Genomic DNA, 20,814 nt, shown 5'->3' with positions numbered 1-20,814 from the left:
CCGCATTGCTTTATCTGACTGGGCGTCTACCCGACGAATGTGTATTTGATAGAGATAAGTCAGGAGGATAGTTTGAACATTAAACGAAACTGGGCGGGGGTGATCAGCTGCTTTTTGCTGTTCACGGTCGTATGCATGTCGCTCGCTTTTAATGTGAAAGGGGCGTTCAGGGCTTCGGGCCATCCGGAGCTGGGGTTGCTCTTTTTCACGCTGCCGGGCGCCGCGGCCAGTTTTCTCTCCCGTAAAGGGGAGGTGGTGAAACCGCTTCTGGGCGCTATGCTGGCCGCACCGCTGTGCCTGCTGCTGATGCGCTTGCTGTATATATCAACGCGGAGTTTCTGGCAGGAGCTGGCGTGGTTGATGAGCGCCGTGTTCTGGTGCGCCCTTGGCGCGCTCTGTTACTTATTCGTACGCAGCCTGATTCAACACCGACGGCACCCCAAATAAAAACGCCCTCAGGGTGAGGGCGTCTTCGCATTACTGGGCGGCAAACAGGCCCAGATGCTCTTTGGCGTAAGCTTCAAAATCAGTGCAACCGCCAATGTGTTTCTGATCGAGGAAGATCTGCGGTACGGTTTCAACCGGCTTGCCGACGGTTTTTTCGAGATCCGCTTTGGTGATGCCTTCCGCGTGGATATCCACGTAGCGGAAGTTGAAGTCATCGCGCTCTTCAGTCAGTTTCTCAGCCAGCTCTTTCGCGCGCACACAGTAAGGGCACCCTGGACGACCAAAAATTACTGCAAACATTTCTCTCTCCTCAAAAAACAAGCCTGACGGCGAATAAGACATATAGTGCCCGATAACCTGCCGCCATTAAAGAAGGTTTCGCCTGTCGCTTTGATACAGTAAGGCTATGTTTCGCCAATTACACCGCGCAAATCATTGCCTATACTGGCTGCCATACGGTTTAAGCACGACAAAGAGAGACAAGATGACGCCAACCATAGACCTGCTCACATCCCACCGTTCCATTCGCCATTTCACCGATGAGCCGATTACCGAGGCGCAGCGTGCCGCGATTATTGACAGCGCAAGGGCGACCTCCAGCTCCAGCTTCCTGCAGTGCAGCTCGATTATCCGCATTACCGACCCGGCCATGCGCGAGCAGCTGGTCACGCTGACCGGCGGTCAAAAGCACGTGGCCCAGGCCGCGGAGTTCTGGGTGTTCTGCGCCGACTTTAACCGCCACCTGCAGATCTGTCCTGAGGCTGAACTGGGCCTGGCCGAACAGCTGCTGCTGGGCGTGGTGGATACCGCGCTGATGGCGCAAAACGCCTTTACGGCGGCGGAGTCGCTGGGGTTAGGTGGCGTTTACATCGGCGGCCTGCGTAACAACATCGAAAGCGTCACCGAGCTGCTGAAGCTGCCGAAACATGTGCTGCCGCTGTTTGGCCTGTGCCTCGGCTGGCCGGCGGATAACCCGGATCTGAAGCCGCGCATTCCTGCCGCCATGCTGGTGCATGAAAACCACTACCAGCCGGTTGACCAGGAGGTTCTTAATCACTATGACGAAGAGCTGGCGAACTACTACATGACGCGCGGCAGCAATACGCGTCGCGATACCTGGACCGACCATATTCGCCGCACCATCATCAAAGAAAATCGCCCGTTTATTCTCGATTATCTGCACAAACAGGGCTGGGCGACGCGATAGTCCATTTATCCTGCGCCTGCCTGCGTATATGATACGCAGGCTTTTTCCATGTCTTTAGCGAGGTGCAGGGTGAAAATTGCCATATTGTCCCGGGATGGAACGCTCTATTCATGTAAGCGCCTGCGAGAAGCGGCGGCGAAACGCGGGCATCAGGTTGAGATCTTGGACCCGATGTCCTGCTATATGAACATCGACCCGGCCGCCTCGTCGATCCACTACAAAGGCCGCAAGCTGCCGTTCTTTGATGCGGTGATCCCCCGCATCGGCTCGCAGATAACCTATTACGGCACCGCCGCGCTGCGCCAGTTTGAAATGCTGGGCAGCTATCCGCTCAATGAATCCGTCGCCATTTCCCGCGCCCGCGACAAGCTGCGCTCGCTGCAACTGCTGGCCCGTCAGGGGATCGATCTCCCCGTCACGGGGATTGCCCATTCGCCGGACGACACCAGCGATCTCATCGACATGGTGGGCGGGGCACCGTTAGTGATCAAACTGGTGGAAGGCACGCAGGGCATTGGCGTGGTGCTGGCGGAAACGCGGCAGGCGGCGGAAAGCGTGATTGATGCCTTCCGGGGGCTGAACGCCCACATTCTGGTGCAGGAGTACATCGAAGAGGCGAAAGGATGCGACATTCGCTGCTTCGTGGTCGGTAACGAAGTGGTGGCGGCCATTGAACGCCAGGCAAAAGAGGGCGACTTCCGCTCCAACCTTCACCGCGGCGGCGTGGCGCGGGTCGCCAGTATCAGCGACCGGGAGCGGGAGATTGCCGTGAAAGCGGCGCAAACGCTGGGGCTGGACGTAGCGGGCGTAGACCTTCTGCGGGCGACGCGCGGGCCGCTGGTCATGGAGGTAAATGCCTCGCCGGGGCTGGAAGGCGTGGAAAAAACCACCGGGGTCGATATTGCAGGTAAAATGATCGCATGGATCGAGCGTCACGCCACGCCGGGTTACTGTCTTAAAACGGGTGGTTAAATGGATTACAGCGCACTTTTTGAGTACCCTATGCGAAGTTTTTACTAGAGAGGCTGCACAGCGATGGATTTACAGGTCGTACCAACACTGGATACGTTACGTCAATGGCTCGATGATGCCGGTATTACGTTCTTTGAATGTGATTCCTGCCAGGCGCTGCATCTGCCTCATATGCAGAATTTCGACGGTATTTTTGATGCCAAAATCGATCTCATTAACGACGTGATCCTTTTCTCCGCGCTGGCCGAAGTGAAGCCGTCGGCGCTGCTGGCGCTGGCCTCCGACCTGTCAGCGATCAACGCCAGTTCTTTGACGGTGAAAGCATTTCTCGACATACAGGATGATAATCTGCCAAAACTGGTCGTTTGCCAGTCTTTATTCTCCGGGGCAGGGCTGTCGTTCAAGCAGTTCGCCTGGTTTATGCGCTTGAGCGAAGAGCAAATTTCGATGGTAATGATGGAAGCCAACGCGCATCATCTGCTGTATAGCGCGGAAGATGATGCAGAGAATAATGATGCATCTCCCAATTTTCTTCACTAAGCCTGTCTGACTTTTGCGCAGTCGCTGCCATAGCGGCTGCAGAAGGCCATTTTTTCTGCTGCTTTTAACCTTTCCTTAAAGAATTTTTCACCTCCCTGAAGGCCGTTTCGGCTTATCACGTAGACATAACCTGCATAAAAAATTGATAAAAGGCGTTTTTTCGTCCGGGCTATAGCCGGAGACACGGGCTACAGTTATTCTTGCGATGCTTAAAAAAGCGAGCGGAAGCTGCCGGGTAAAGAGGTTTCTTTTTATTTCGGGCAGAGCGACAAACTATGCATGATTATTGCATAACTTCAGATTGCACAGTTTTAGTTCGTTTGTTAACGAGCTTTCAGAAGGAATAACGATATGATCGCCTTGAATAAAAAATGGTTATCGGGTCTGGTTGCGGGTGCTCTGATGGCCGTCTCTGCCGGCACGCTCGCTGCGGAACAAAAAACGCTGCACGTTTACAACTGGTCTGACTATATTGCGCCGGACACGGTCGCGAACTTTGAAAAAGAGACCGGCATTAAAGTGGTCTACGACGTTTTCGATTCCAACGAAGTGCTGGAAGGAAAACTGATGGCGGGCAGCACCGGGTTTGACCTCGTGGTGCCTTCCGCAAGCTTCCTGGAGCGTCAGCTGACGGCAGGCGTTTTCCAGCCTCTGGATAAGAGCAAATTACCGAACTGGAAAAACCTCGATCCGGAAGTGCTGAAGCTGGTGGCCAAACACGACCCGGACAACAAATACGCGATGCCTTATCTGTGGGCGACCACCGGTATCGGCTTTAACGTCGACAAAGTGAAAGCGGCGCTGGGTCCGGACGTCAAGCTGGACAGCTGGGACGTGGTGCTGAAGCCGGAAAACCTTGCGAAGCTGAAAAGCTGCGGCGTTTCTTTCCTCGATGCGCCGGAAGAGATTTTCGCCACCGTGCTGAACTACCTGGGCAAAGATCCGAACAGCAGCAAGGCTGATGACTACACCGGCCCGGCGACCGATCTGCTGCTGAAGCTGCGTCCAAACATTCGTTACTTCCACTCGTCTCAGTACATTAACGACCTGGCAAACGGCGACATCTGCGTCGCGATTGGCTGGGCAGGGGACGTATGGCAGGCGGCGAACCGCGCGAAAGAGGCGAAAAACGGCGTGAACGTGTCTTACTTCATTCCGAAAGAGGGGGCACTGGCCTTCTTTGACGTCTTCGCGATGCCGGCCGATGCAAAAAACAAAGACGAAGCGTACCAGTTCCTCAACTACCTGATGCGTCCTGACGTGATCGCCCACATCAGCGACCACGTTTACTACGCGAACGGTAACAAGGCCTCCGTGCCGCTGGTGAGCGAAGAAATCCGTAATAACCCGGCTATCTATCCGCCAGCGGATGTGTTCGCCAAGCTCTTCACCCTGAAAGTTCAGGATCCAAAAATTGACCGCGTGCGTACCCGCGCGTGGACCAAGGTGAAAAGCGGTAAATAACGGCGTTTGGTGTTGTTGCCCGGTGGCGCTATCGCTTACCGGGCCTACAAAACCCGTAGGCCGGGCAGGCGTTAGCGCCGCCCGGCGATGCGCACCCTGACGGTGCGTTTGCACCAGTATTGATCTATGCCGGAGAACACCCCGTGAATGACGCGATCCCCCGCCCGCAGGCGAAAGTCCGTAAAGCGCTGACCCCGCTTCTTGAAATTCGTAACCTCACCAAATCTTTCGATGGCCAGCATGCCGTGGACGACGTCAGCCTGACTATCTACAAAGGCGAAATTTTCGCGCTACTGGGCGCATCTGGCTGCGGTAAATCAACCCTGCTGCGCATGCTGGCCGGTTTTGAACAGCCCACCGCCGGGCAGATCATGCTCGATGGCGTGGATCTCTCCAGCGTGCCGCCGTATCAGCGCCCGATTAACATGATGTTCCAGTCCTACGCGCTGTTCCCGCACATGACGGTGGAGCAGAACATCGCCTTTGGCCTGAAGCAGGACAAGCTCCCAAAGGCCGAAATTACCGCGCGCGTGGCCGAAATGCTGAGCCTGGTGCACATGCAGGAGTTCGCGAAGCGTAAGCCGCACCAGCTCTCTGGCGGCCAGCGGCAGCGCGTGGCGCTGGCAAGAAGCCTGGCGAAACGCCCGAAGCTGCTGCTGCTCGATGAACCGATGGGTGCGCTGGATAAAAAGCTGCGCGACCGTATGCAGCTCGAAGTGGTGGATATCCTCGAGCGCGTGGGTGTGACCTGCGTGATGGTCACCCACGATCAGGAAGAAGCGATGACCATGGCTGGGCGTATCGCCATCATGAACCGCGGCAAGTTCGTGCAGATCGGCGAGCCGGAGGAGATTTATGAGCACCCGACCACCCGCTACAGCGCGGAGTTCATCGGTTCGGTTAACGTCTTTGAAGGGCTGCTGAAAGATCGTCAGGAAGATGGTCTGGTCATCGAATCGCCGGGGCTGCAGCATCCGCTGAAGGTCGATCCGGATAACTCCGTGGTGGATAACGTGCCGGTCTACGTCGCGCTGCGTCCGGAGAAGATCATGCTGTGTGACGATCCGCCTGCCGATGGCTACAACTTTGCCGTGGGCGAAGTGGTCCACATTGCCTATCTGGGCGATTTGTCCATCTACCACGTGCGCCTGAAAAGCGGGCAGATGCTCAGCGCGCAGCTGCAGAACGAACATCGCTATCGCAAAGGCCAGCCAACATGGGGCGACGAAGTGCGCCTGTGCTGGGATGCTGACAGTTGCGTTGTGCTGACGGTATAAGGAGCGGCCAATGAGTACAATTGAACCTCCAGCCCGCGCAGGCAAACCGGGCGGCGTTGCCAACTGGCTGACGCGCATGCAGATGAAACACGGCCGCAAGCTGGTGATCGCCATGCCTTATGTGTGGCTGATCCTGCTGTTCCTGCTGCCGTTCCTGATCGTTTTCAAGATAAGCCTGGCGGAAATGGCGCGGGCGATCCCGCCCTATACCAACCTGCTGGACTGGGCCGACGGGCAGCTGACGCTGACCCTTAATCTCGGTAACTTCCTGCAGCTGACGGACGACCCGCTCTATTTCGAAGCGTATCTGCAGTCGCTGCAGGTGGCGGCGATCTCGACGCTCTGCTGCCTGGTGATGGGGTATCCGCTGGCGTGGGCCGTGGCGCACAGCAAGCCGTCGACGCGGAACATTTTGCTGCTACTGGTTATCCTGCCGTCGTGGACCTCATTCCTGATCCGCGTTTACGCCTGGATGGGGATCCTGAAAAACAACGGCGTGCTGAATAACGTGCTGATGTGGCTTGGGGTTATCGATCAGCCGCTGACGATCCTGCACACCAACCTCGCGGTCTATATCGGCATTGTGTACGCCTATCTGCCGTTTATGGTGCTGCCGATCTACACGGCACTAACGCGTATCGATTACTCGCTGGTGGAAGCGTCGCTCGATCTCGGGGCCCGTCCGTTAAAAACCTTCTTCAGCGTCATTGTCCCGCTGACCAAAGGCGGCATTATCGCCGGGTCAATGCTGGTCTTTATCCCGGCGGTGGGGGAGTTTGTGATCCCGGAACTGCTCGGCGGGCCGGACAGCATCATGATTGGCCGCGTGCTGTGGCAGGAGTTCTTCAATAACCGCGACTGGCCGGTGGCGTCGGCGGTGGCGATTGTCATGCTGCTGCTGCTGATCGTGCCGATCATGTGGTTCCACAAGCATCAGCAGAAACAGATGGGAGAGCACGGATGAACAACTTACCGGTAGTACGCTCCCCGTGGCGGATAGCGATCTTGGTCATCGGCTTTACCTTCCTGTATGCGCCGATGCTGATGCTGGTGATCTACTCGTTCAACAGCTCTAAGCTGGTGACGGTCTGGGCGGGCTGGTCGACGCGCTGGTACAGCGAGCTGTTCCACGATGATGCAATGATGAGCGCGGTGGGGCTGAGCCTGACCATTGCGGCGCTGGCGGCCACGATGGCGTCCGTTCTGGGCACGATCGCCGCGCTGGTGATGGTGCGCTTCGGCCGTTTTCGCGGTTCGAACGGGTTCGCCTTTATGATCACCGCGCCGCTGGTCATGCCGGACGTGATCACCGGTCTCGCGCTGCTGCTGCTGTTCGTCGCCCTGGCGCACGCCATCGGCTGGCCGGCGGATCGCGGAATGCTCACCATCTGGCTGGCGCACGTCACCTTCTGTACCGCGTATGTCGCGGTGGTGATCTCCTCGCGCCTGCGTGAGCTCGATCGCTCCATTGAAGAGGCGGCGATGGATCTCGGCGCGACGCCGCTGAAGGTCTTTTTCATCATTACCCTGCCGATGATTATGCCGGCGGTGATCTCCGGCTGGCTGCTGGCGTTTACCCTGTCGCTCGACGATCTGGTTATCGCCAGCTTTGTCTCCGGCCCGGGGGCGACGACCCTGCCGATGCTGGTCTTCTCCAGCGTACGCATGGGGGTGAACCCGGAGATTAACGCCCTGGCCTCTATCATCCTCGGCGTGGTCGGAATTGTCGGATTTATCGCCTGGTATTTGATGGCGCGCGCGGAAAAGCAGCGCGTACGCGATATCCAGCGTGCAAGACGCGGCTGAAGGATTTAAAATTTCCAGTGATGTGCCGCGCATGACGCGGCACTGTTTTTCAGGGAAGTAAAACATTGGGATTATTAAAAAAATCACGTAATACGCACGCGCGTCCTAACGTCCCTGCGCTGGTTCAGGTGGCGGCGCTCGCCATTATTATGATCCGCTGCCTCGATGTGCTGATGATTCTGAACACTCTGGGCGTACGCGGCATCGGTGAATTCATTCACCGCAGCGTGCAGACGTGGAATCTGACGCTGGTCTTTTTAAGCAGCCTGGTGCTGGTGTTTATCGAGATCTACTGCGCCTTTTCGCTGGTCAAAGGGCGCAACTGGGCGCGCTGGGTGTATCTGCTTACGCAGGTGACCGCCGCCAGCTATCTGTGGGCCGCCTCGCTGGGCTATGGCTATCCCGAGCTGTTCAGCATTGCCGGTGAATCCAAACGCGAGATCCTGCGCGCGCTGTTTATGCAAAAACTGCCGGATATGCTGGTGCTCTGTCTACTCTTCGTTCCGGCGTCCAGTCGGCGGTTCTTCCGTCTGCAATAATGTGTATAATCGCAGCCCTCGTGATTCTTAAGGTTTTCATATGCAGTGCGCACTCTATGACGCCGGACGCTGCCGCTCCTGTCAGTGGATAGAACAGCCGGTCTCTCAACAACTCACCGCCAAAATGGCCGACCTGCAACAGCTGCTGGCAGAACACGCGGTGGGCGAGTGGTGCGCGCCCGTCAGTGGCCCGGAGCAGGGTTTTCGTAATAAAGCCAAGATGGTGGTCAGCGGCAGCGTGGAAAAACCGCTGCTGGGAATGCTGCACCGCGACGGCACGCCGGAAGATTTAACCGACTGCCCGCTGTATCCCGCCTCCTTTGAGCCCGTTTTTGCCGCGCTCAAACCGTTTATTGCGCGTGCAGGATTAACGCCTTACAGCGTCGCCCGCAGGCGCGGCGAGCTGAAATACCTTTTGCTGACGGAAAGCCAGATTGACGGCGGCATGATGCTGCGTTTCGTGCTGCGTTCGGAAGCCAAGCTGGAGCAGCTTCGCGCGGCGCTGCCGTGGCTTCAGGAGCAGCTTCCGCAGCTGAAGGTGATTACCGCAAACATTCAGCCGGTGCATATGGCAATCATGGAAGGGGAGAAAGAGATCTTCTTCACCGAACAGCACGCGCTGGCCGAGAACTTCAACGGCGTGCCGCTGTGGATCCGCCCGCAAAGCTTCTTCCAGACTAACCCAACCGTGGCTAGCAGCCTGTACGCTACCGCCCGCGACTGGGTGCGCGGGCTGAGCATCGATCATATGTGGGACCTGTTCTGCGGCGTGGGCGGTTTTGGCCTGCACTGCGCCACGCCCGAGATGCAGTTCACCGGAATTGAGATCTCCGCCGAAGCGATTGCCTGCGCCAGGCAGTCCGCCGCCGAGCTGGGTCTGACGAACCTGCGCTTCCAGGCGCTGGACTCCACCCAGTTTGCGACCGGCCAGGGCAACGTGCCGGAGCTGGTGCTGGTCAACCCGCCGCGCCGCGGCATCGGAAAGGCGCTGTGCGACTATCTGAGCCAGATGGCGCCAGAGTACATCATCTACTCCAGCTGTAACGCGCAGACCATGGCGAAGGATATCGCCAGCCTGCCTGGCTACCGCATTGAACGCGTTCAGCTTTTCGATATGTTCCCGCATACCGCGCATTATGAAGTGTTGGCGTTGTTAATCCGTAGGCCGGGTAAGGCGTAGCCGCCACCCGGCATGAACCCCGCACAATGTTCAACAAAATGTGAACTCTTCATCCCTGCGAAATCAGGTAAGCTTACGTCATAAGAAATGAATAAGGCTTACCCATGAAGCAGATCCTGCTGGTGGAAGACGACCACGATATCGCGGCGCTTCTGCGACTCAATTTAGAAGATGAAGGCTACGCCATCACCCACGAGCCCGACGGGGGCAACGCCCTGCAGCGTCTTGAAAAACAGCCGTGGGATGCGGTGATCCTCGACCTGATGCTGCCCAACGTTGACGGGCTGGAGATTTGCCGCCGCATCCGTCAGATGACGCGCTACCTGCCGGTGATCATAATCAGCGCCCGCAGCAGCGAAACTGACCGCATCACCGGGCTTGAAACCGGTGCCGATGATTATCTGGCAAAACCGTTTTCGGTGCAGGAGCTGATTGCGCGCATCAAAGCGCTGTTCCGCCGCCAGCAGGCGATGGGACAGGCGCAAACCGACGGTCAAATTCAGGCTCACGGTCTGACCATCGATCCGCTGGCGCGCAGCGTGCTACTTCACGGCCAGGTAGTGGATCTCACGCCGCGTGAGTTCGAGCTGCTCTACTTCTTTGCCCGTCATCCTGGCGAGGTATTTTCTCGCCTGGCGCTGCTGGAGCAGGTCTGGGGCTACCAGCACGAAGGCTATGAGCATACCGTTAACACCCACATCAACCGCCTGCGCATCAAGATTGAGAAGGACGCCGCCGAGCCGGAGATTATTCGCACCGTCTGGGGCAAGGGCTATAAATTTGCGGAGCCAAATCGTGATGCGCCGCTTTAGTCTCAGCCAGCGGCTGACGCTGCTGTTCATCCTGTTGATGATGCTCTGCGCCACCGTCGCCTGCGCGGTACAACTCTATACCAGTACGCAGTACGGTAACGCGATGGTGCAGCGGCTGTCGGGCGGGCTGGCGCAGCAGATAGTCCAGCGCGAACCAATTCTGGACGCGCAGGGAAGAGTCGACCGAACGTCACTCAAGCCGCTGTTTGACCGGCTGATGACCTTTAATCCGAGCGTTGAGCTGTACGTCGTCTCCCCGGACGGCGATATCCTGGCCGATGCCGCACCGCTGGGCCACATTCAGCGGCAAAAAATCGACCTGGCGCCGGTTCAGACCTTCCTGAGCGGTACCGCTATTCCGGTCCTGGGCGACGACCCGCGCAGCCAGAATAAAAAAGTCTTTAGCGCCACGCCGCTGCGGCAGGACGGCGAGCTAAAAGGCTATCTGTACATTATTTTGCAGGGCGAGGAGTCGAACGCGCTGGCGGAGATGGCCTGGCATAAGGCGCTGTGGAGCACGGTGCTGTGGTCGCTGATGTGGGTCGCGCTGTTTGGCCTGCTGGCGGGTCTGCTGGTCTGGTACTGGGTCACGCGCCCGGTAAAAGAGCTCACGGTCGAAGTCGGCGGGCTGGATCGGGACAGCATGAGCGCAATCAGACAGCTGGCCGTAGAGATGCCGGATGCGACGGCAAAGGATGAAGTGGCGCTCCTGCGCAACAGCTTTATCGAGCTGGCACGCAAAATCACCCAACAGTGGGACCAGCTGGCCGACAGCGATCGCCAGCGCCGGGAGTTTATCGCCAACATTTCGCACGACCTGCGCACGCCGCTCACCTCGCTGCTGGGCTATCTGGAAACCCTGTCGCTAAAATCCGCGACCCTGACGCCGCAGGAGCACCAGCAGTATCTCGCTACCGCGCTCCGACAGGGGCAAAAGGTACGCCATCTTTCACAGCAGCTGTTTGAGCTGGCGCGCCTGGAGCACGGCGGTATTAAGCCGCAGCGCGAGCGGTTCGCGATGGGGGAGCTGATTTCCGACGTGGCGCAGAAGTTTGAGCTCACCGCCCGCACGCGCGAGGTGAATCTGCATATTGACGTGCCGGGACCGCTGCCGCAGGTGTTTGCCGATGTATCAATGATCGAGCGCGTGGTGACTAATCTGCTGGATAACGCGATGCGCCATACGCCGACCGGCGGGGAAATTCGCCTGGCGGTCTGGCAGGAGAATCAACAGCTTCAGGTCGAAGTGGCGGACAGCGGAACGGGCGTGGATGCCGCGCTGCGAGACGATCTGTTCCAGCGGCCGTCGGCGTTGACGACTCAGGCTTCGCGGGAGAATCGCGGCGGGTTAGGGCTGCTGATTGTGAAAAGGATGCTGGAGCTGCACGGGGGCGGGATCAGGCTGATGGAGTCGGTGAGCGGGGCGCGGTTCAGGTTCTTTGTGCCGTTGTGAGGGAGTGCCGGGTGGCGCTGCGCTTACCCGGCCTACAACTCCCCCCGTAGGCCGGGTAAGGCGCAGCCGTCACCCGGCAAAAAAAGTTACTGCGGGAACCACTGCTCGCTGATTTTCTGGTACGTACCGTCAGTTTTAATCGCCTTCAGCGCGCCGTTCAGTTTTTCCAGCAGAGCTTTGTTATCCGGACGTACCGCGATACCCAGACCCGTGCCGAAGTACTGCGGATCGGTCACTTTTTCCGTGGCGGTGCCCAGCTGCGGGTTGGTCTTCAACCATTCGTTCACCACGGCGGTGTCGCCGAACACGCCATCGATACGGCCATTTTTGAGGTCGATAATCGCGTTCTGGTAGCTGTCATAGGCCACGGTCTTCACTTCAGGATGTTTGTCCTGCAGGTATTTCTGGTGCGTGGTGCCGTTTTCCATCCCGATGCGTTTGCCTTTCAGCTCGTCAAAGGACTTGTAAGCCCCTTTCTTCGCAATCACCACCGCCGAGTTGGCGTAGTACGGGTCGGTGAACGCAACCTGCTTGCTGCGCTCAGGCGTGATGTCCATCCCGGAGATCACCGCATCGTATTTTTTGAATTTCAGCGACGGGATCAGGCTGTCGAAGGCATGGTTGGTAAAGGTGCAGTCGGCCTGCATTTGTTTGCACAGTGCTTTCGCCAGATCGATATCGAAACCGACGATCTGGTTGCTGGCATCCAGCGATTCAAACGGCGGATAGGTGGCGGAAACGCCGAAATTGATTTTATCCGCAGCGGATGCGCCAGCGGCGAACGTTGCCAGTAATGCGGCCAGAACTAACTTTTTCATTGTAATGCTCCCGTCTGTCTATCTTGTCATTATGCGCCGTGTCTGCGGCATGGATGTACAATGCCAGTTAATGAATTTATATGCAATAAATATGATTAAATATTATGTCTAACACAAAAAAAAGCGGATAACCCATCAGGTTACCCGCCTTTGATATACAGATTTATGCATTTTCCTGGTTAATTTCTGCGCTCAAACGCCAGCGCTTTACGCTCGATCAGGCGCATCATCAGCGTCAACAGACCGTTAACCACCAGGTAGACCACGCCCGCCGCGCCGAACACCATCACGTCATAGGTGCGTCCATACAGCAGCTGTCCGTGCCCCATCACTTCCATCAGGGTGATGGTGTAGGCCAGAGACGTACTCTTGAACACCAGCACCACTTCGTTGGAGTAGGAGGAGAGGGCGCGCTTAAAGGCGTACGGAAGCAGGATTGCCAGCGTGTCTTTCTTGCTCATGCCCAGCGCCCCGCAGGACTGCCACTGTCCTTCAGGGATGGCGCGGATCGCCCCGTAGAACAGCTGGGTGGTATAGGCCGCACTGTTCAGCGAAAGCGCAATCAGGGCACACAGCCACGGCTCAGAGAGCAGATGCCAGATAACCGGATACTCCTGCAGCGACGGGAACTGGCCCGGGCCGTAGTAAATCAGGAAGATCTGCACCAGCAGCGGCGTACCGGTAAACAGGGTGATGTAAGCGCGCACAATCCACACCAGAACTGGCGTTTTCAGCGTCAGGATGATGGTGAAAATCAGCGCAAGGATCAGGGCCACGATAATGGACGCCACGGTCAGCGTCAGGCTGGTGTGCAGCCCTTTCATCAGCTCGGGAAAATATTCAAGCATCAGCCTGGTCTCCGTTCAAAGCGCGTCGCACGCAGGTCAATACGCTTGAGGATGTACTGACTGAGCAACGTGATCACCAGGTAGATAGCCGCCGCCACAATGTACCAGGTAAAGGGTTCCTGAGTACGGGTGGCGATGCTTTTGGTTTGCAGCATCAAATCGTTAACGCTTATCAGGCTCACCAGCGCGGTATCTTTCAGCAGCACCAGCCACTGGTTACCGAGGCCCGGCAGGGCATGGCGCCACATCTGCGGCATCACCAGACGGAAGAAAATCGCTGATTTCGACAAACCTAACGCCTGACCCGACTCCCACTGTCCCTGCGGCACGGCCTTCAGCGCACCGCGCAGGGTTTGCGACGCATATGCGGAATAGAGTAGGGAGAGGGCAATCACGCCGCACAGGAACGGACTGACGTCGAAGTTTTCAATCTGCATCTGCACCGGGATCTGCGCAAAACCGAGATTGAGAGTGAAGCCGTCCGACAGCGTGAGCAGCAGCTGCGAGGAGCCGAAATAGATAAACAGGACCACCAGAATTTCCGGTAGCCCACGCAGCACGGTGACCAGCGCGGAGCCTGCCCAGGCGACGGGGAACCATTTTGCTGATTCCCACACCGCAAAGAACATCGCCAGCACGAGGCCGATAATCAGTGCGCAAACGGCAAGGCCGACGGTCATCCCGGCGGCGCTTGCTAAAGGAAAAATTTCATTCATCAGGAATTACTTCTGGAACCATTTTTTGTAGATGGTTTCGTAGGTGCCGTCTTTCTTCACTTTTTCCAGCGCAGCGTTGAATTTCTGCTGCAGCTCAGTGTTGCCTTGACGAACGGCAATCCCCAGACCGGTACCGAAGTAATCCTTATCGGTCACTTTGTCGCCCACTGGCGCCAGCTTGTCGTTCGCTTTCAGCCACTCGGTCACGACAGCGGTATCACCAAATACGCCATCGATACGGCCATTTTGCAGATCCAGCTTCGCGTTCTGGTAGCTGTCATACGGAACGGTGGTGATTTCCGGATGCTTATCCATGATGAATTTCTGGTGCGTGGTACCGTTCTGCACGCCGACTTTTTTGCCTTTCAGCTGATCGACAGAGGTGAATTTACCTTTCTGACCAATGAACAGAGCGGAGTTGTCGTAGTAAGGGGTCGTAAACAGCACCTGCTTTTCACGCTCAGGGGTGATGTCCATACCGGCCATCACGGCGTCGATGCGGCGGAACTTCAGGCTTGGGATGAGGCTGTCGAACGCCTGGTTGCTGAAGGTGCAGGTCGCGTCGATCTCTTTACACAGGGCGTTAGCCAGGTCCACGTCGAAGCCCACAATTTTGTTGTTCGCATCAATAGACTCAAACGGAGGATAAGACGCTTCCGTGGCGAAACGAATGGTCTGGGCTGCGGTAGCGGAAAGGGTAACGCCAGCAAGCAGCACGGCAAGTAATACTTTTTTCATTATATTTCCCCTGACACAATCAATGAGATAAATAGTTTTTGAAGGCATCGGTTTGCGGGTTAGCGAAGCAGCCCGCATCACCTTGCTCAACGATATACCCGTTTTCCATGTACACCACACGGCTGGCGGTTTTACGCGCCACTTCCACCTCGTGGGTGACGATAACCTGCGTAATATTGGTTTCCGCCAGCTCGCGAATGATACTGACGATCTGGGCGGTGATTTCCGGATCCAGCGCGGCCGTCGGCTCATCAAACAGCAGTACCGCGGGCTCCATCATCAGCGCGCGGGCAATCGCCACACGCTGCTGCTGACCGCCGGAAAGGTGCAGCGGATAGCGGTCGCTGTAGGGCTTCAGGCGCAGACGCTCCAGCAGCTTTTCAGCACGCGCTATCGCCTGATCCTTGCTTAACCCCAGCACGCGGCACGGGGCTTCAATCAGGTTTTGCAGTACGGTCAGATGCGGCCAGAGATTGTATTGCTGGAAGACCATGCCGACGTTTTGACGCAGTTCGCGAATCGCTTTATCAGACGGCGCTTTCGCAAAATCAAAGTGGTTACCGGCAATCGCCAGCGTACCTGAACGGGGCATTTCAAGCAGATTAAGGACACGCAGAAGGGAGCTTTTGCCTGCACCGCTTGGGCCAAGCAAAACCAGCGTTTCGCCTTCCGGGCAGTTCAGCGTGATGTCAAACAGCGCCTGGTGTGCGCCGTAGAAGCAGTTAATGCCGTTTAGTTTAATACTCATCGGGGCAGTCTTTACTCATCCAGGCAATCTATAGCAATTGAGGCCGCAGATAGTACCGTTGACAGAATAGTTATGCAATATTTCTGCGTTAAAAGTTAAATATAACCCGTGTTTCTACTTAAACATAGCACAAAATAGCGAACGGAAAGGTCGGCAAGTATAAATGTCGGCATTCCGCAAGAAATGCCGCACATTTTACGGGGGTAACCGCGTGGTATCGGCGGTTTTAGCGATTCTCAATCGACTGGCGAAGCGTGCCTGCCGGGGCGTGAACGCTGCCGCCAACGTAGCGTACGTCGTCCACCGCCCAGCATTGACCTTCGCGGATCATCAGCACTTCATCCTGCCAGGTTTGGGTACCCTGCGTCAGCTTCACGCGCAGCGGAATATTGCGGGCGTCCGTGTTCGGGATGGTTGACGCGCTGGCCACTTCCGCGCTGTCTGGCAGCGTGGTACGGCTGGAGAACGGGTCGGATTTCAGCAGCGCGTTGTGCTGCGGATCGCGGGTGGCGTCGTTAAGCAGTTTTGCCAGGCCGTCGCTCAGATAGGGGCGCAGGCCGGTGAGATCGTTGCTGCGGTGCTGAATGCGGTAATCATAGAACTGCTGCGCCACGGCGTCCGGGCCGCCCTCAATGCAGGGGCCGCTACGGGTACCAATATCCTTAAAGGCTGGCGTGACCGTGGTGGTACAGGCGCTGAGCACCAGCGCGCAGGGCACCAAAAGTGTTAAAGCAGAATAGCGCATGTTGATTTCCTTATTTATTAACTATCCTTTCAATCATAGCGTAACGAACCGATAATGCTGTGCCTAAGGCATTGAACGCTAAAGAAGGAGAGAAACCATGCAGTTTTCAACAACGCCAACCCTGGAAGGGCAGACCATCACCGAGTATTGCGGTGTGGTCACCGGTGAAGCGATCCTCGGCGCGAATATCTTCCGTGACTTTTTTGCCGGTATCCGCGATATCGTTGGCGGCCGCTCTGGCGCATACGAAAAAGAGCTGCGCAAAGCGCGCGAGATTGCCTTCAAAGAGCTCGGCGAGCAGGCGGAAGCCCTCGGCGCGGATGCGGTCGTGGGGATCGATATCGACTACGAAACGGTCGGGAAAGATGCCAGCATGCTGATGGTGAGCGTAAGCGGTACGGCGGTGAAAACCCTCCGATGAGGCGTGCGTTTGCCACGCTCCTGCTGGCGCTGCTGCTGGCAGGATGCGTCACGGAAAAAGGTATTATCGATAAAGGTGCCTACGAGCTGGACACGCGCCATCAGGCGCAGGCGGCTTACCCGCGCATCAAGGTGCTGGTTATCCACTACACCGCGGATGATTTTGACAGCTCGCTGGCCACGCTGACGGATAAAAACGTCAGCTCTCACTATTTGATCCCTGCCAGCCCTCCCGCACCGGACGGGAAGCCGCGCATCTGGCAGCTGGTGCCTGAAAGCGAACTGGCCTGGCATGCGGGGATCAGCTTCTGGCGCGGCACCAACCGGATTAACGATACGTCGGTGGGCATTGAGCTGGAGAACCGTGGCTGGCAGAAAACGGCCGGGGTGAAGCATTTTACGCCGTTCGCACCTGCGCAAATTGCGGCGCTGGTGCCGCTCGCCAAAGATATTATCGCCCGCTACAACATCAAACCTGAGAACGTGGTGGCCCATGCGGACATCGCGCCGCAGCGCAAAGACGATCCCGGCCCGCTGTTCCCCTGGCGCGAGCTGGCGCAGCAGGGGATTGGCGCCTGGCCCGACGCCGGACGCGTCGCGTTCTATATTAACGGACGACTGCCCTATCAGGCGGTGGACACCGCAGCGCTGCTGGATTTACTCGCGCGGTATGGTTACGAGGTGCCCGACAATAGCACGCCCGCCCAGCAGAAGCGCATCATTATGGCATTCCAGATGCACTTCAGGCCGCAGCTGTGGAACGGCGTCGCTGATGTAGAAACAATGGCCATCGCAGAAGCACTTTTAGAGAAATACGGGCAGGGGTAATTCTTCGGAATGCCCCGAAACGAAAGATTAGCTATTCATGCGCTTCAGATTAATCTTAAGTACATTCTCAATTCATTTTAAGTTAATTGATTTAAAATCGCCCTCAATTAAGATGGATTCATCGATTCACGACATGAATCAATTTAAAAAACCAGCGCTGATTTGGTTTTTTTAATTTTAAAAGAATACAAAATTAACTTTACGGCAACATCAATATTTGCCGAAAGCTTTCTCCTTTAAACATCTTAATTAGGTATAACAATGTTAACTATTTTTGGTAAAAGCACGCGCCCCCACAATGAAATGGCAGCCATTATTGAAGCAACCTCAGGATATGAGGAGAAAACATTAAGAAAATGGCAAAGAATATCAACGGAAAAATCAGATGATATTCATATCATTGTCAGTGGCGAAGTTGAATTTCGTCGTTCCTCTGATGATTTATGTATTTTCACCCTGCAGGGGCAGTGTATTTTTGGTCTCTCCGCCATGTTTTATAACTCTACACATATGCACGGCGTGGTTCGCAGCAATGCGGTTGTCCGCTCAATAAATAAAGAAGAATTCCACCGTTTAATGACCCAGCACGGTCTGTGGCCAGATTTAACCAAAGTGCTGGCATGGTATATCTGTATGCTCAGCAAGCGTGATGACGTTTTAGTTGCCCGTAGTGCCTATTCCGTAGTACGTGAATTCCTGATTGAAATTAACGAACTGATTGTACAGCATCAGCGAGATATTAATATTTATGATTACATTCAGGAATACACTAACCTGGCGCGCAGTACCATTATTAAAATCCTCTCAGATCTGAAAAAAGGTCAATATATTGTGGTGGAAAAAGGGCGACTTCTCAGCCTGACGACCTTACCTGAAAAATATTAATCCCCTCCGGCGTCTCCTTTTATGACAGAAGGAGACGCCTTCTGCGTTTCATCAACCGGTGGCGCGGGCATTTTTCCCTTCGACATATCATCCTGCTGCTGTTTTAACGCCTGCATAAACAACTCTTTTAACGCGCTGTCGTCATCCGATTTCATCGCCTGTTCGTGTGCCTCGGTGCCGGGTAAGGTATCGCGCGAGGTGTCATGCGTGGCCGGGCTATCCGGTAACGCGCCATCGGGTGCCTGCTGCCAGTCATTTTCGTCGCTATTTATGGGCATACTGTCCATCGGCGGCAAATTTTCCTGCATTTTTAGCGGCTGGGGTTTTGGATGCGGATGCGGGAACGGCTTCGTCACGTACACGTAATGCATATCAGACAGCGTGGTTTCCGGTTTCGCCACGCTCACCTTTTTTATCACGGGCGCCGGGTGGCGCAAATTCCAGTAAACGTGCGCATAAAGTCCGGCTGCGATCAGTGCACACAGCCCAAGACACCACAGCGTGGTTACGCTGAGGATTTTACTGAACGACGGTAAACGCCATGAGAACCAGACCGGCTCCCCGGTGGTATAGCTGCGCTGGGCAGCAAGGCAGATGGTAGACATTATGCGTGTTTCTCTTGCGTAGTCGGGTTGGCCTGGGTTGTCTGGATCAACACGCTCGGCGTGGTATGGGTTTCGCGCATCAGCTGCATCAGCGTGTCTTCGCCCGGAATACCGTCGACGTGAAGGTGCATTTTCTGCTGGAATTCGCGGGTGCGTTTCATCAGCTCCGCCGTCCAGTTTTTATCGTGCGTTTCGCTTTCGCCCAGCGCCACGCTCAGCTGCTGATCCAGCCATTCGAGATCTTTACTGCCGCTGGCGGCGGTAATTTCGTCTTTGCCTTCCGGAGTCAGGCGATGCAGGAGGGTGTAATTGCCCGTCGCGTGCTGGTTATACCAGGTGCGGCTCACCTGCCAGGTTCGGTTATTCATCAGCAGGTCGAGGGTCTCTTTCCCCGCGCGCGCCACCACGGCGTAGTTAATATGATCGCCCGTTTTTATTTCGCTGACCCACGGATAGCCATCATTCGCCAGCGAGTCCAGGGTGGCATTGCCCTGTTTACACATCAGGTTCACTTTTGCCGCATTCTGACACAGCGCGTCGTCTGCTGACGCGTCATACCCCCACATGGCGTACAGCTGGTGCATGGCATCAGGCTGGTTTACCACTTCTTGTTCGATGACCGGCAATACCGGCGCGTCTGGCGTTTTAGCCGGCTGTTTCCAGCTGGCCGGTACCGGTAGCGCGACCGGCAGTTTTGCCGTGATGGATGAGGTCATCATCCAGCCGCAGGCGGCGAACAGCACGGAGGCGAACAGCCCGATGGAGGCCAGTGCTTTGCCGCGTTTCGGTGCCGGAAGCACTTCACCGGTGGCCAGGCGCAAATGACGCGGCCCGACGTTTGGCGCGCGTTCGGTCCACGCGGCCAGCATGGAGAGGTGCGCCAGCTCGTTCAGCTTGCTGGTGTTGCCTTTGGTCAGGGCGTGGATCTTTTTCACGCGAGCGGGCGTCAGCGGGGAGACGTCAGCGCCGTGCTCCTGGCACTGGGCGTCAACGTAGCTCAGGAATTCGCGGCAGGTCAGGTTGCGCAGGGTGTGGCTGGTCAGGACAAATTCCTGCAGCGCGGAGTCTGTCAGCATCGTCTCCCGATCTTCACTACCCATCAGAATGACCGACAAACGCACGTCCAGCTCTTGAGCACGCGTCAGGAGCATGGCCAGCACATCGTAGCTGTTGTTCTTCATCGCCTCAGCGTGCGTGATGACCAGCACCTTTTGCGCTGCACGGGTATCTCGCCACTGGCGCAGCACGGCATCCACGGACTGCAGCTTATTTTTGCTCTCTTTCGCCGACGGGTTGAGCTTATACAGCAGGCTGTTGGCGCTCAGCTTTGGAAACGCGTTAATTGAGACGACGGCGCTGCTGCTCTTCAGCGCATCGCTGAACTGCCCCAGCAGTTCACTGTCGTGGTAAAAGAGCCCGGTGATCCCTGCCTGCTGGCTTTTTTCTTTCAGAAGATTGAACACATCCTGATGATAAGGCACCAGAAAATCGCCCGTTTTACGGGTGATTGTTCTGAACGGAGGGGTACTGAATTTAAAATGACTCTGATACATAGCGACTGACCGTCTCTTCTCTTTAATAGCAATGGGCGAAAAGTACGGGATGCACCAGTCCTGGTCAATTTAACACCAGAGTAAAAATAACCTGCCGTCGGGCTCTAACATTCCTCTTTTTCCCGGTCAATCATTTTCTTTATTAAAGTTAATAGCGAAGCAGTTAGTCGATATTAAAAGGGCTGATTATTATTAGCCCACTAAGTGATGCAG

At 56.3% G+C, this 20,814-nt stretch carries 24 protein-coding genes; 15 read left to right on the top strand and 9 right to left on the bottom strand.

Annotated features, from left to right (window positions below):
* The first annotated feature begins 72 nt into the window (after window positions 1-72).
* On the top strand, window positions 73-447 hold the full coding sequence (locus ABR39_RS11020; RefSeq protein WP_047346969.1) for an inner membrane protein YbjM: 375 nt from the start codon (window positions 73-75) through the stop codon (window positions 445-447).
* A 30-nt stretch (window positions 448-477) separates the two neighbouring features.
* On the opposite strand, the gene ABR39_RS11015 is transcribed toward ABR39_RS11020, so the two are convergent.
* Complete coding sequence (locus ABR39_RS11015) at window positions 478-747, bottom strand: GrxA family glutaredoxin (RefSeq protein WP_006809455.1); 270 nt, start codon at window positions 745-747, stop codon at window positions 478-480.
* A gap of 184 nt (window positions 748-931) precedes the next feature.
* On the opposite strand from ABR39_RS11015, the gene nfsA reads away from it, so the two are divergent.
* From nfsA to ABR39_RS10960, 11 genes are all read left to right on the top strand, one after another.
* Complete coding sequence (gene nfsA, locus ABR39_RS11010) at window positions 932-1,654, top strand: nitroreductase NfsA (RefSeq protein WP_047346968.1); 723 nt, start codon at window positions 932-934, stop codon at window positions 1,652-1,654.
* Window positions 1,655-1,723: 69 nt separating this feature from the next.
* Complete coding sequence (gene rimK / locus ABR39_RS11005) at window positions 1,724-2,626, top strand: 30S ribosomal protein S6--L-glutamate ligase (RefSeq protein ID WP_047346967.1); 903 nt, start codon at window positions 1,724-1,726, stop codon at window positions 2,624-2,626.
* Between the two features lie 63 nt (window positions 2,627-2,689).
* Entirely contained in the window at window positions 2,690-3,166 is a 477-nt protein-coding gene (locus ABR39_RS11000) for a YbjN domain-containing protein (RefSeq protein WP_003858385.1), read from the top strand.
* Window positions 3,167-3,517: 351 nt separating this feature from the next.
* Entirely contained in the window at window positions 3,518-4,630 is a 1,113-nt protein-coding gene (gene potF, locus ABR39_RS10995) for a spermidine/putrescine ABC transporter substrate-binding protein PotF (protein ID WP_047346966.1), read from the top strand.
* 143 nt (window positions 4,631-4,773) lie between these two features.
* Window positions 4,774-5,907 (top strand): putrescine ABC transporter ATP-binding subunit PotG, encoded by a 1,134-nt coding sequence (potG, locus tag ABR39_RS10990; RefSeq protein ID WP_048339039.1) that lies wholly within the window; start codon window positions 4,774-4,776, stop codon window positions 5,905-5,907.
* A gap of 10 nt (window positions 5,908-5,917) precedes the next feature.
* Window positions 5,918-6,871 (top strand): putrescine ABC transporter permease PotH, encoded by a 954-nt coding sequence (gene potH, locus ABR39_RS10985; protein WP_047346964.1) that lies wholly within the window; start codon window positions 5,918-5,920, stop codon window positions 6,869-6,871.
* Window positions 6,868-7,713 carry a putrescine ABC transporter permease PotI gene (gene potI / locus ABR39_RS10980; protein ID WP_023310934.1) on the top strand — a complete coding sequence of 282 codons (846 nt, stop codon included), beginning with the start codon at window positions 6,868-6,870 and terminating at the stop codon, window positions 7,711-7,713. Before potH ends, potI begins: the two co-directional genes overlap by 4 nt.
* A gap of 65 nt (window positions 7,714-7,778) precedes the next feature.
* The gene (locus tag ABR39_RS10975) at window positions 7,779-8,252 is read left to right on the top strand and encodes a YbjO family protein (protein ID WP_047346963.1); all 474 of its coding nucleotides are present in this window, start codon (window positions 7,779-7,781) and stop codon (window positions 8,250-8,252) included.
* 40 nt (window positions 8,253-8,292) lie between these two features.
* Entirely contained in the window at window positions 8,293-9,432 is a 1,140-nt protein-coding gene (gene rlmC / locus ABR39_RS10970; protein WP_047346962.1) for a 23S rRNA (uracil(747)-C(5))-methyltransferase RlmC, read from the top strand.
* A 104-nt stretch (window positions 9,433-9,536) separates the two neighbouring features.
* Complete coding sequence (locus tag ABR39_RS10965) at window positions 9,537-10,244, top strand: response regulator transcription factor (protein ID WP_047346961.1); 708 nt, start codon at window positions 9,537-9,539, stop codon at window positions 10,242-10,244.
* Window positions 10,228-11,697, top strand: a complete 1,470-nt coding sequence (locus ABR39_RS10960) for a sensor histidine kinase (RefSeq protein WP_047346960.1) — start codon at window positions 10,228-10,230, stop codon at window positions 11,695-11,697. The genes ABR39_RS10965 and ABR39_RS10960 overlap by 17 nt, the downstream gene beginning before the upstream one ends.
* 86 nt (window positions 11,698-11,783) lie before the next feature.
* Here the strand turns inward: ABR39_RS10960 and artJ are convergent, their stop codons facing one another.
* The 6 genes from artJ to ABR39_RS10930 all read right to left on the bottom strand — a co-directional run bounded on the left by artJ (window position 11,784) and on the right by ABR39_RS10930 (window position 16,310).
* Entirely contained in the window at window positions 11,784-12,515 is a 732-nt protein-coding gene (gene artJ, locus ABR39_RS10955) for an arginine ABC transporter substrate-binding protein ArtJ (protein WP_047346959.1), read from the bottom strand.
* Between the two features lie 179 nt (window positions 12,516-12,694).
* A complete protein-coding gene (artM, locus tag ABR39_RS10950) occupies window positions 12,695-13,363 on the bottom strand; it encodes an arginine ABC transporter permease ArtM (RefSeq protein WP_025756070.1) in 669 nt (222 codons plus the stop codon).
* Complete coding sequence (gene artQ / locus ABR39_RS10945; RefSeq protein ID WP_047346958.1) at window positions 13,363-14,079, bottom strand: arginine ABC transporter permease ArtQ; 717 nt, start codon at window positions 14,077-14,079, stop codon at window positions 13,363-13,365. The genes artM and artQ overlap by 1 nt, the downstream gene beginning before the upstream one ends.
* A 6-nt stretch (window positions 14,080-14,085) precedes the next feature.
* The gene (gene artI, locus ABR39_RS10940) at window positions 14,086-14,817 is read right to left on the bottom strand and encodes an arginine ABC transporter substrate-binding protein ArtI (RefSeq protein WP_008500032.1); all 732 of its coding nucleotides are present in this window, start codon (window positions 14,815-14,817) and stop codon (window positions 14,086-14,088) included.
* A gap of 19 nt (window positions 14,818-14,836) precedes the next feature.
* Window positions 14,837-15,565, bottom strand: coding sequence for an arginine ABC transporter ATP-binding protein ArtP (gene artP / locus ABR39_RS10935; protein WP_047346957.1), 729 nt, complete (start codon window positions 15,563-15,565; stop codon window positions 14,837-14,839).
* 226 nt (window positions 15,566-15,791) lie between these two features.
* Window positions 15,792-16,310 carry a lipoprotein gene (locus ABR39_RS10930; RefSeq protein WP_023310943.1) on the bottom strand — a complete coding sequence of 173 codons (519 nt, stop codon included), beginning with the start codon at window positions 16,308-16,310 and terminating at the stop codon, window positions 15,792-15,794.
* Between the two features lie 97 nt (window positions 16,311-16,407).
* Between ABR39_RS10930 and ABR39_RS10925 the strand changes: the two genes are divergently transcribed.
* From ABR39_RS10925 to ABR39_RS10915, 3 genes are all read left to right on the top strand, one after another.
* Entirely contained in the window at window positions 16,408-16,731 is a 324-nt protein-coding gene (locus ABR39_RS10925) for a heavy metal-binding domain-containing protein (RefSeq protein WP_023310944.1), read from the top strand.
* Window positions 16,728-17,558, top strand: coding sequence for an N-acetylmuramoyl-L-alanine amidase (locus ABR39_RS10920; protein ID WP_047346956.1), 831 nt, complete (start codon window positions 16,728-16,730; stop codon window positions 17,556-17,558). Before ABR39_RS10925 ends, ABR39_RS10920 begins: the two co-directional genes overlap by 4 nt.
* 261 nt (window positions 17,559-17,819) lie before the next feature.
* Window positions 17,820-18,443: a helix-turn-helix domain-containing protein gene (locus ABR39_RS10915; protein ID WP_047346955.1), complete on the top strand. Its 624-nt coding sequence runs from the start codon at window positions 17,820-17,822 to the stop codon at window positions 18,441-18,443.
* Here the strand turns inward: ABR39_RS10915 and ABR39_RS10910 are convergent.
* Complete coding sequence (locus tag ABR39_RS10910; protein WP_047346954.1) at window positions 18,440-19,048, bottom strand: hypothetical protein; 609 nt, start codon at window positions 19,046-19,048, stop codon at window positions 18,440-18,442. The two genes, ABR39_RS10915 and ABR39_RS10910, sit on opposite strands and share 4 nt — an antisense overlap.
* Window positions 19,048-20,601 carry an ExeA family protein gene (locus ABR39_RS10905; protein ID WP_047346953.1) on the bottom strand — a complete coding sequence of 518 codons (1,554 nt, stop codon included), beginning with the start codon at window positions 20,599-20,601 and terminating at the stop codon, window positions 19,048-19,050. The genes ABR39_RS10910 and ABR39_RS10905 overlap by 1 nt, the downstream gene beginning before the upstream one ends.
* Window positions 20,602-20,814 lie beyond the last annotated feature (213 nt).

The organism is Enterobacter genomosp. O (genome assembly GCF_001022965.1).
GTDB classification, from domain to species: domain Bacteria; phylum Pseudomonadota; class Gammaproteobacteria; order Enterobacterales; family Enterobacteriaceae; genus Enterobacter; species Enterobacter cloacae_L.
This window is presented reverse-complemented; position numbering and strand designations above follow the sequence as displayed.

What these genes read in the sequence shown, in the direction of transcription:
- ABR39_RS11015 (WP_006809455.1), bottom strand. Translation starts at nt 747, where the DNA reads ATGTTTGCAGTAATTTTTGGTCGTCCAGGGTGCCCTTACTGTGTGCGC.
- nfsA (WP_047346968.1), top strand. Translation starts at nt 932, where the DNA reads ATGACGCCAACCATAGACCTGCTCACATCCCACCGTTCCATTCGCCAT.
- ABR39_RS11000 (WP_003858385.1), top strand. Translation starts at nt 2,690, where the DNA reads ATGGATTTACAGGTCGTACCAACACTGGATACGTTACGTCAATGGCTC.
- potF (WP_047346966.1), top strand. Translation starts at nt 3,518, where the DNA reads ATGATCGCCTTGAATAAAAAATGGTTATCGGGTCTGGTTGCGGGTGCT.
- potH (WP_047346964.1), top strand. Translation starts at nt 5,918, where the DNA reads ATGAGTACAATTGAACCTCCAGCCCGCGCAGGCAAACCGGGCGGCGTT.
- potI (WP_023310934.1), top strand. Translation starts at nt 6,868, where the DNA reads ATGAACAACTTACCGGTAGTACGCTCCCCGTGGCGGATAGCGATCTTG.
- rlmC (WP_047346962.1), top strand. Translation starts at nt 8,293, where the DNA reads ATGCAGTGCGCACTCTATGACGCCGGACGCTGCCGCTCCTGTCAGTGG.
- ABR39_RS10965 (WP_047346961.1), top strand. Translation starts at nt 9,537, where the DNA reads ATGAAGCAGATCCTGCTGGTGGAAGACGACCACGATATCGCGGCGCTT.
- artJ (WP_047346959.1), bottom strand. Translation starts at nt 12,515, where the DNA reads ATGAAAAAGTTAGTTCTGGCCGCATTACTGGCAACGTTCGCCGCTGGC.
- artM (WP_025756070.1), bottom strand. Translation starts at nt 13,363, where the DNA reads ATGCTTGAATATTTTCCCGAGCTGATGAAAGGGCTGCACACCAGCCTG.
- artQ (WP_047346958.1), bottom strand. Translation starts at nt 14,079, where the DNA reads ATGAATGAAATTTTTCCTTTAGCAAGCGCCGCCGGGATGACCGTCGGC.
- artI (WP_008500032.1), bottom strand. Translation starts at nt 14,817, where the DNA reads ATGAAAAAAGTATTACTTGCCGTGCTGCTTGCTGGCGTTACCCTTTCC.
- artP (WP_047346957.1), bottom strand. Translation starts at nt 15,565, where the DNA reads ATGAGTATTAAACTAAACGGCATTAACTGCTTCTACGGCGCACACCAG.
- ABR39_RS10930 (WP_023310943.1), bottom strand. Translation starts at nt 16,310, where the DNA reads ATGCGCTATTCTGCTTTAACACTTTTGGTGCCCTGCGCGCTGGTGCTC.
- ABR39_RS10925 (WP_023310944.1), top strand. Translation starts at nt 16,408, where the DNA reads ATGCAGTTTTCAACAACGCCAACCCTGGAAGGGCAGACCATCACCGAG.
- ABR39_RS10920 (WP_047346956.1), top strand. Translation starts at nt 16,728, where the DNA reads ATGAGGCGTGCGTTTGCCACGCTCCTGCTGGCGCTGCTGCTGGCAGGA.
- ABR39_RS10915 (WP_047346955.1), top strand. Translation starts at nt 17,820, where the DNA reads ATGTTAACTATTTTTGGTAAAAGCACGCGCCCCCACAATGAAATGGCA.
- ABR39_RS10910 (WP_047346954.1), bottom strand. Translation starts at nt 19,048, where the DNA reads ATGTCTACCATCTGCCTTGCTGCCCAGCGCAGCTATACCACCGGGGAG.
- ABR39_RS10905 (WP_047346953.1), bottom strand. Translation starts at nt 20,601, where the DNA reads ATGTATCAGAGTCATTTTAAATTCAGTACCCCTCCGTTCAGAACAATC.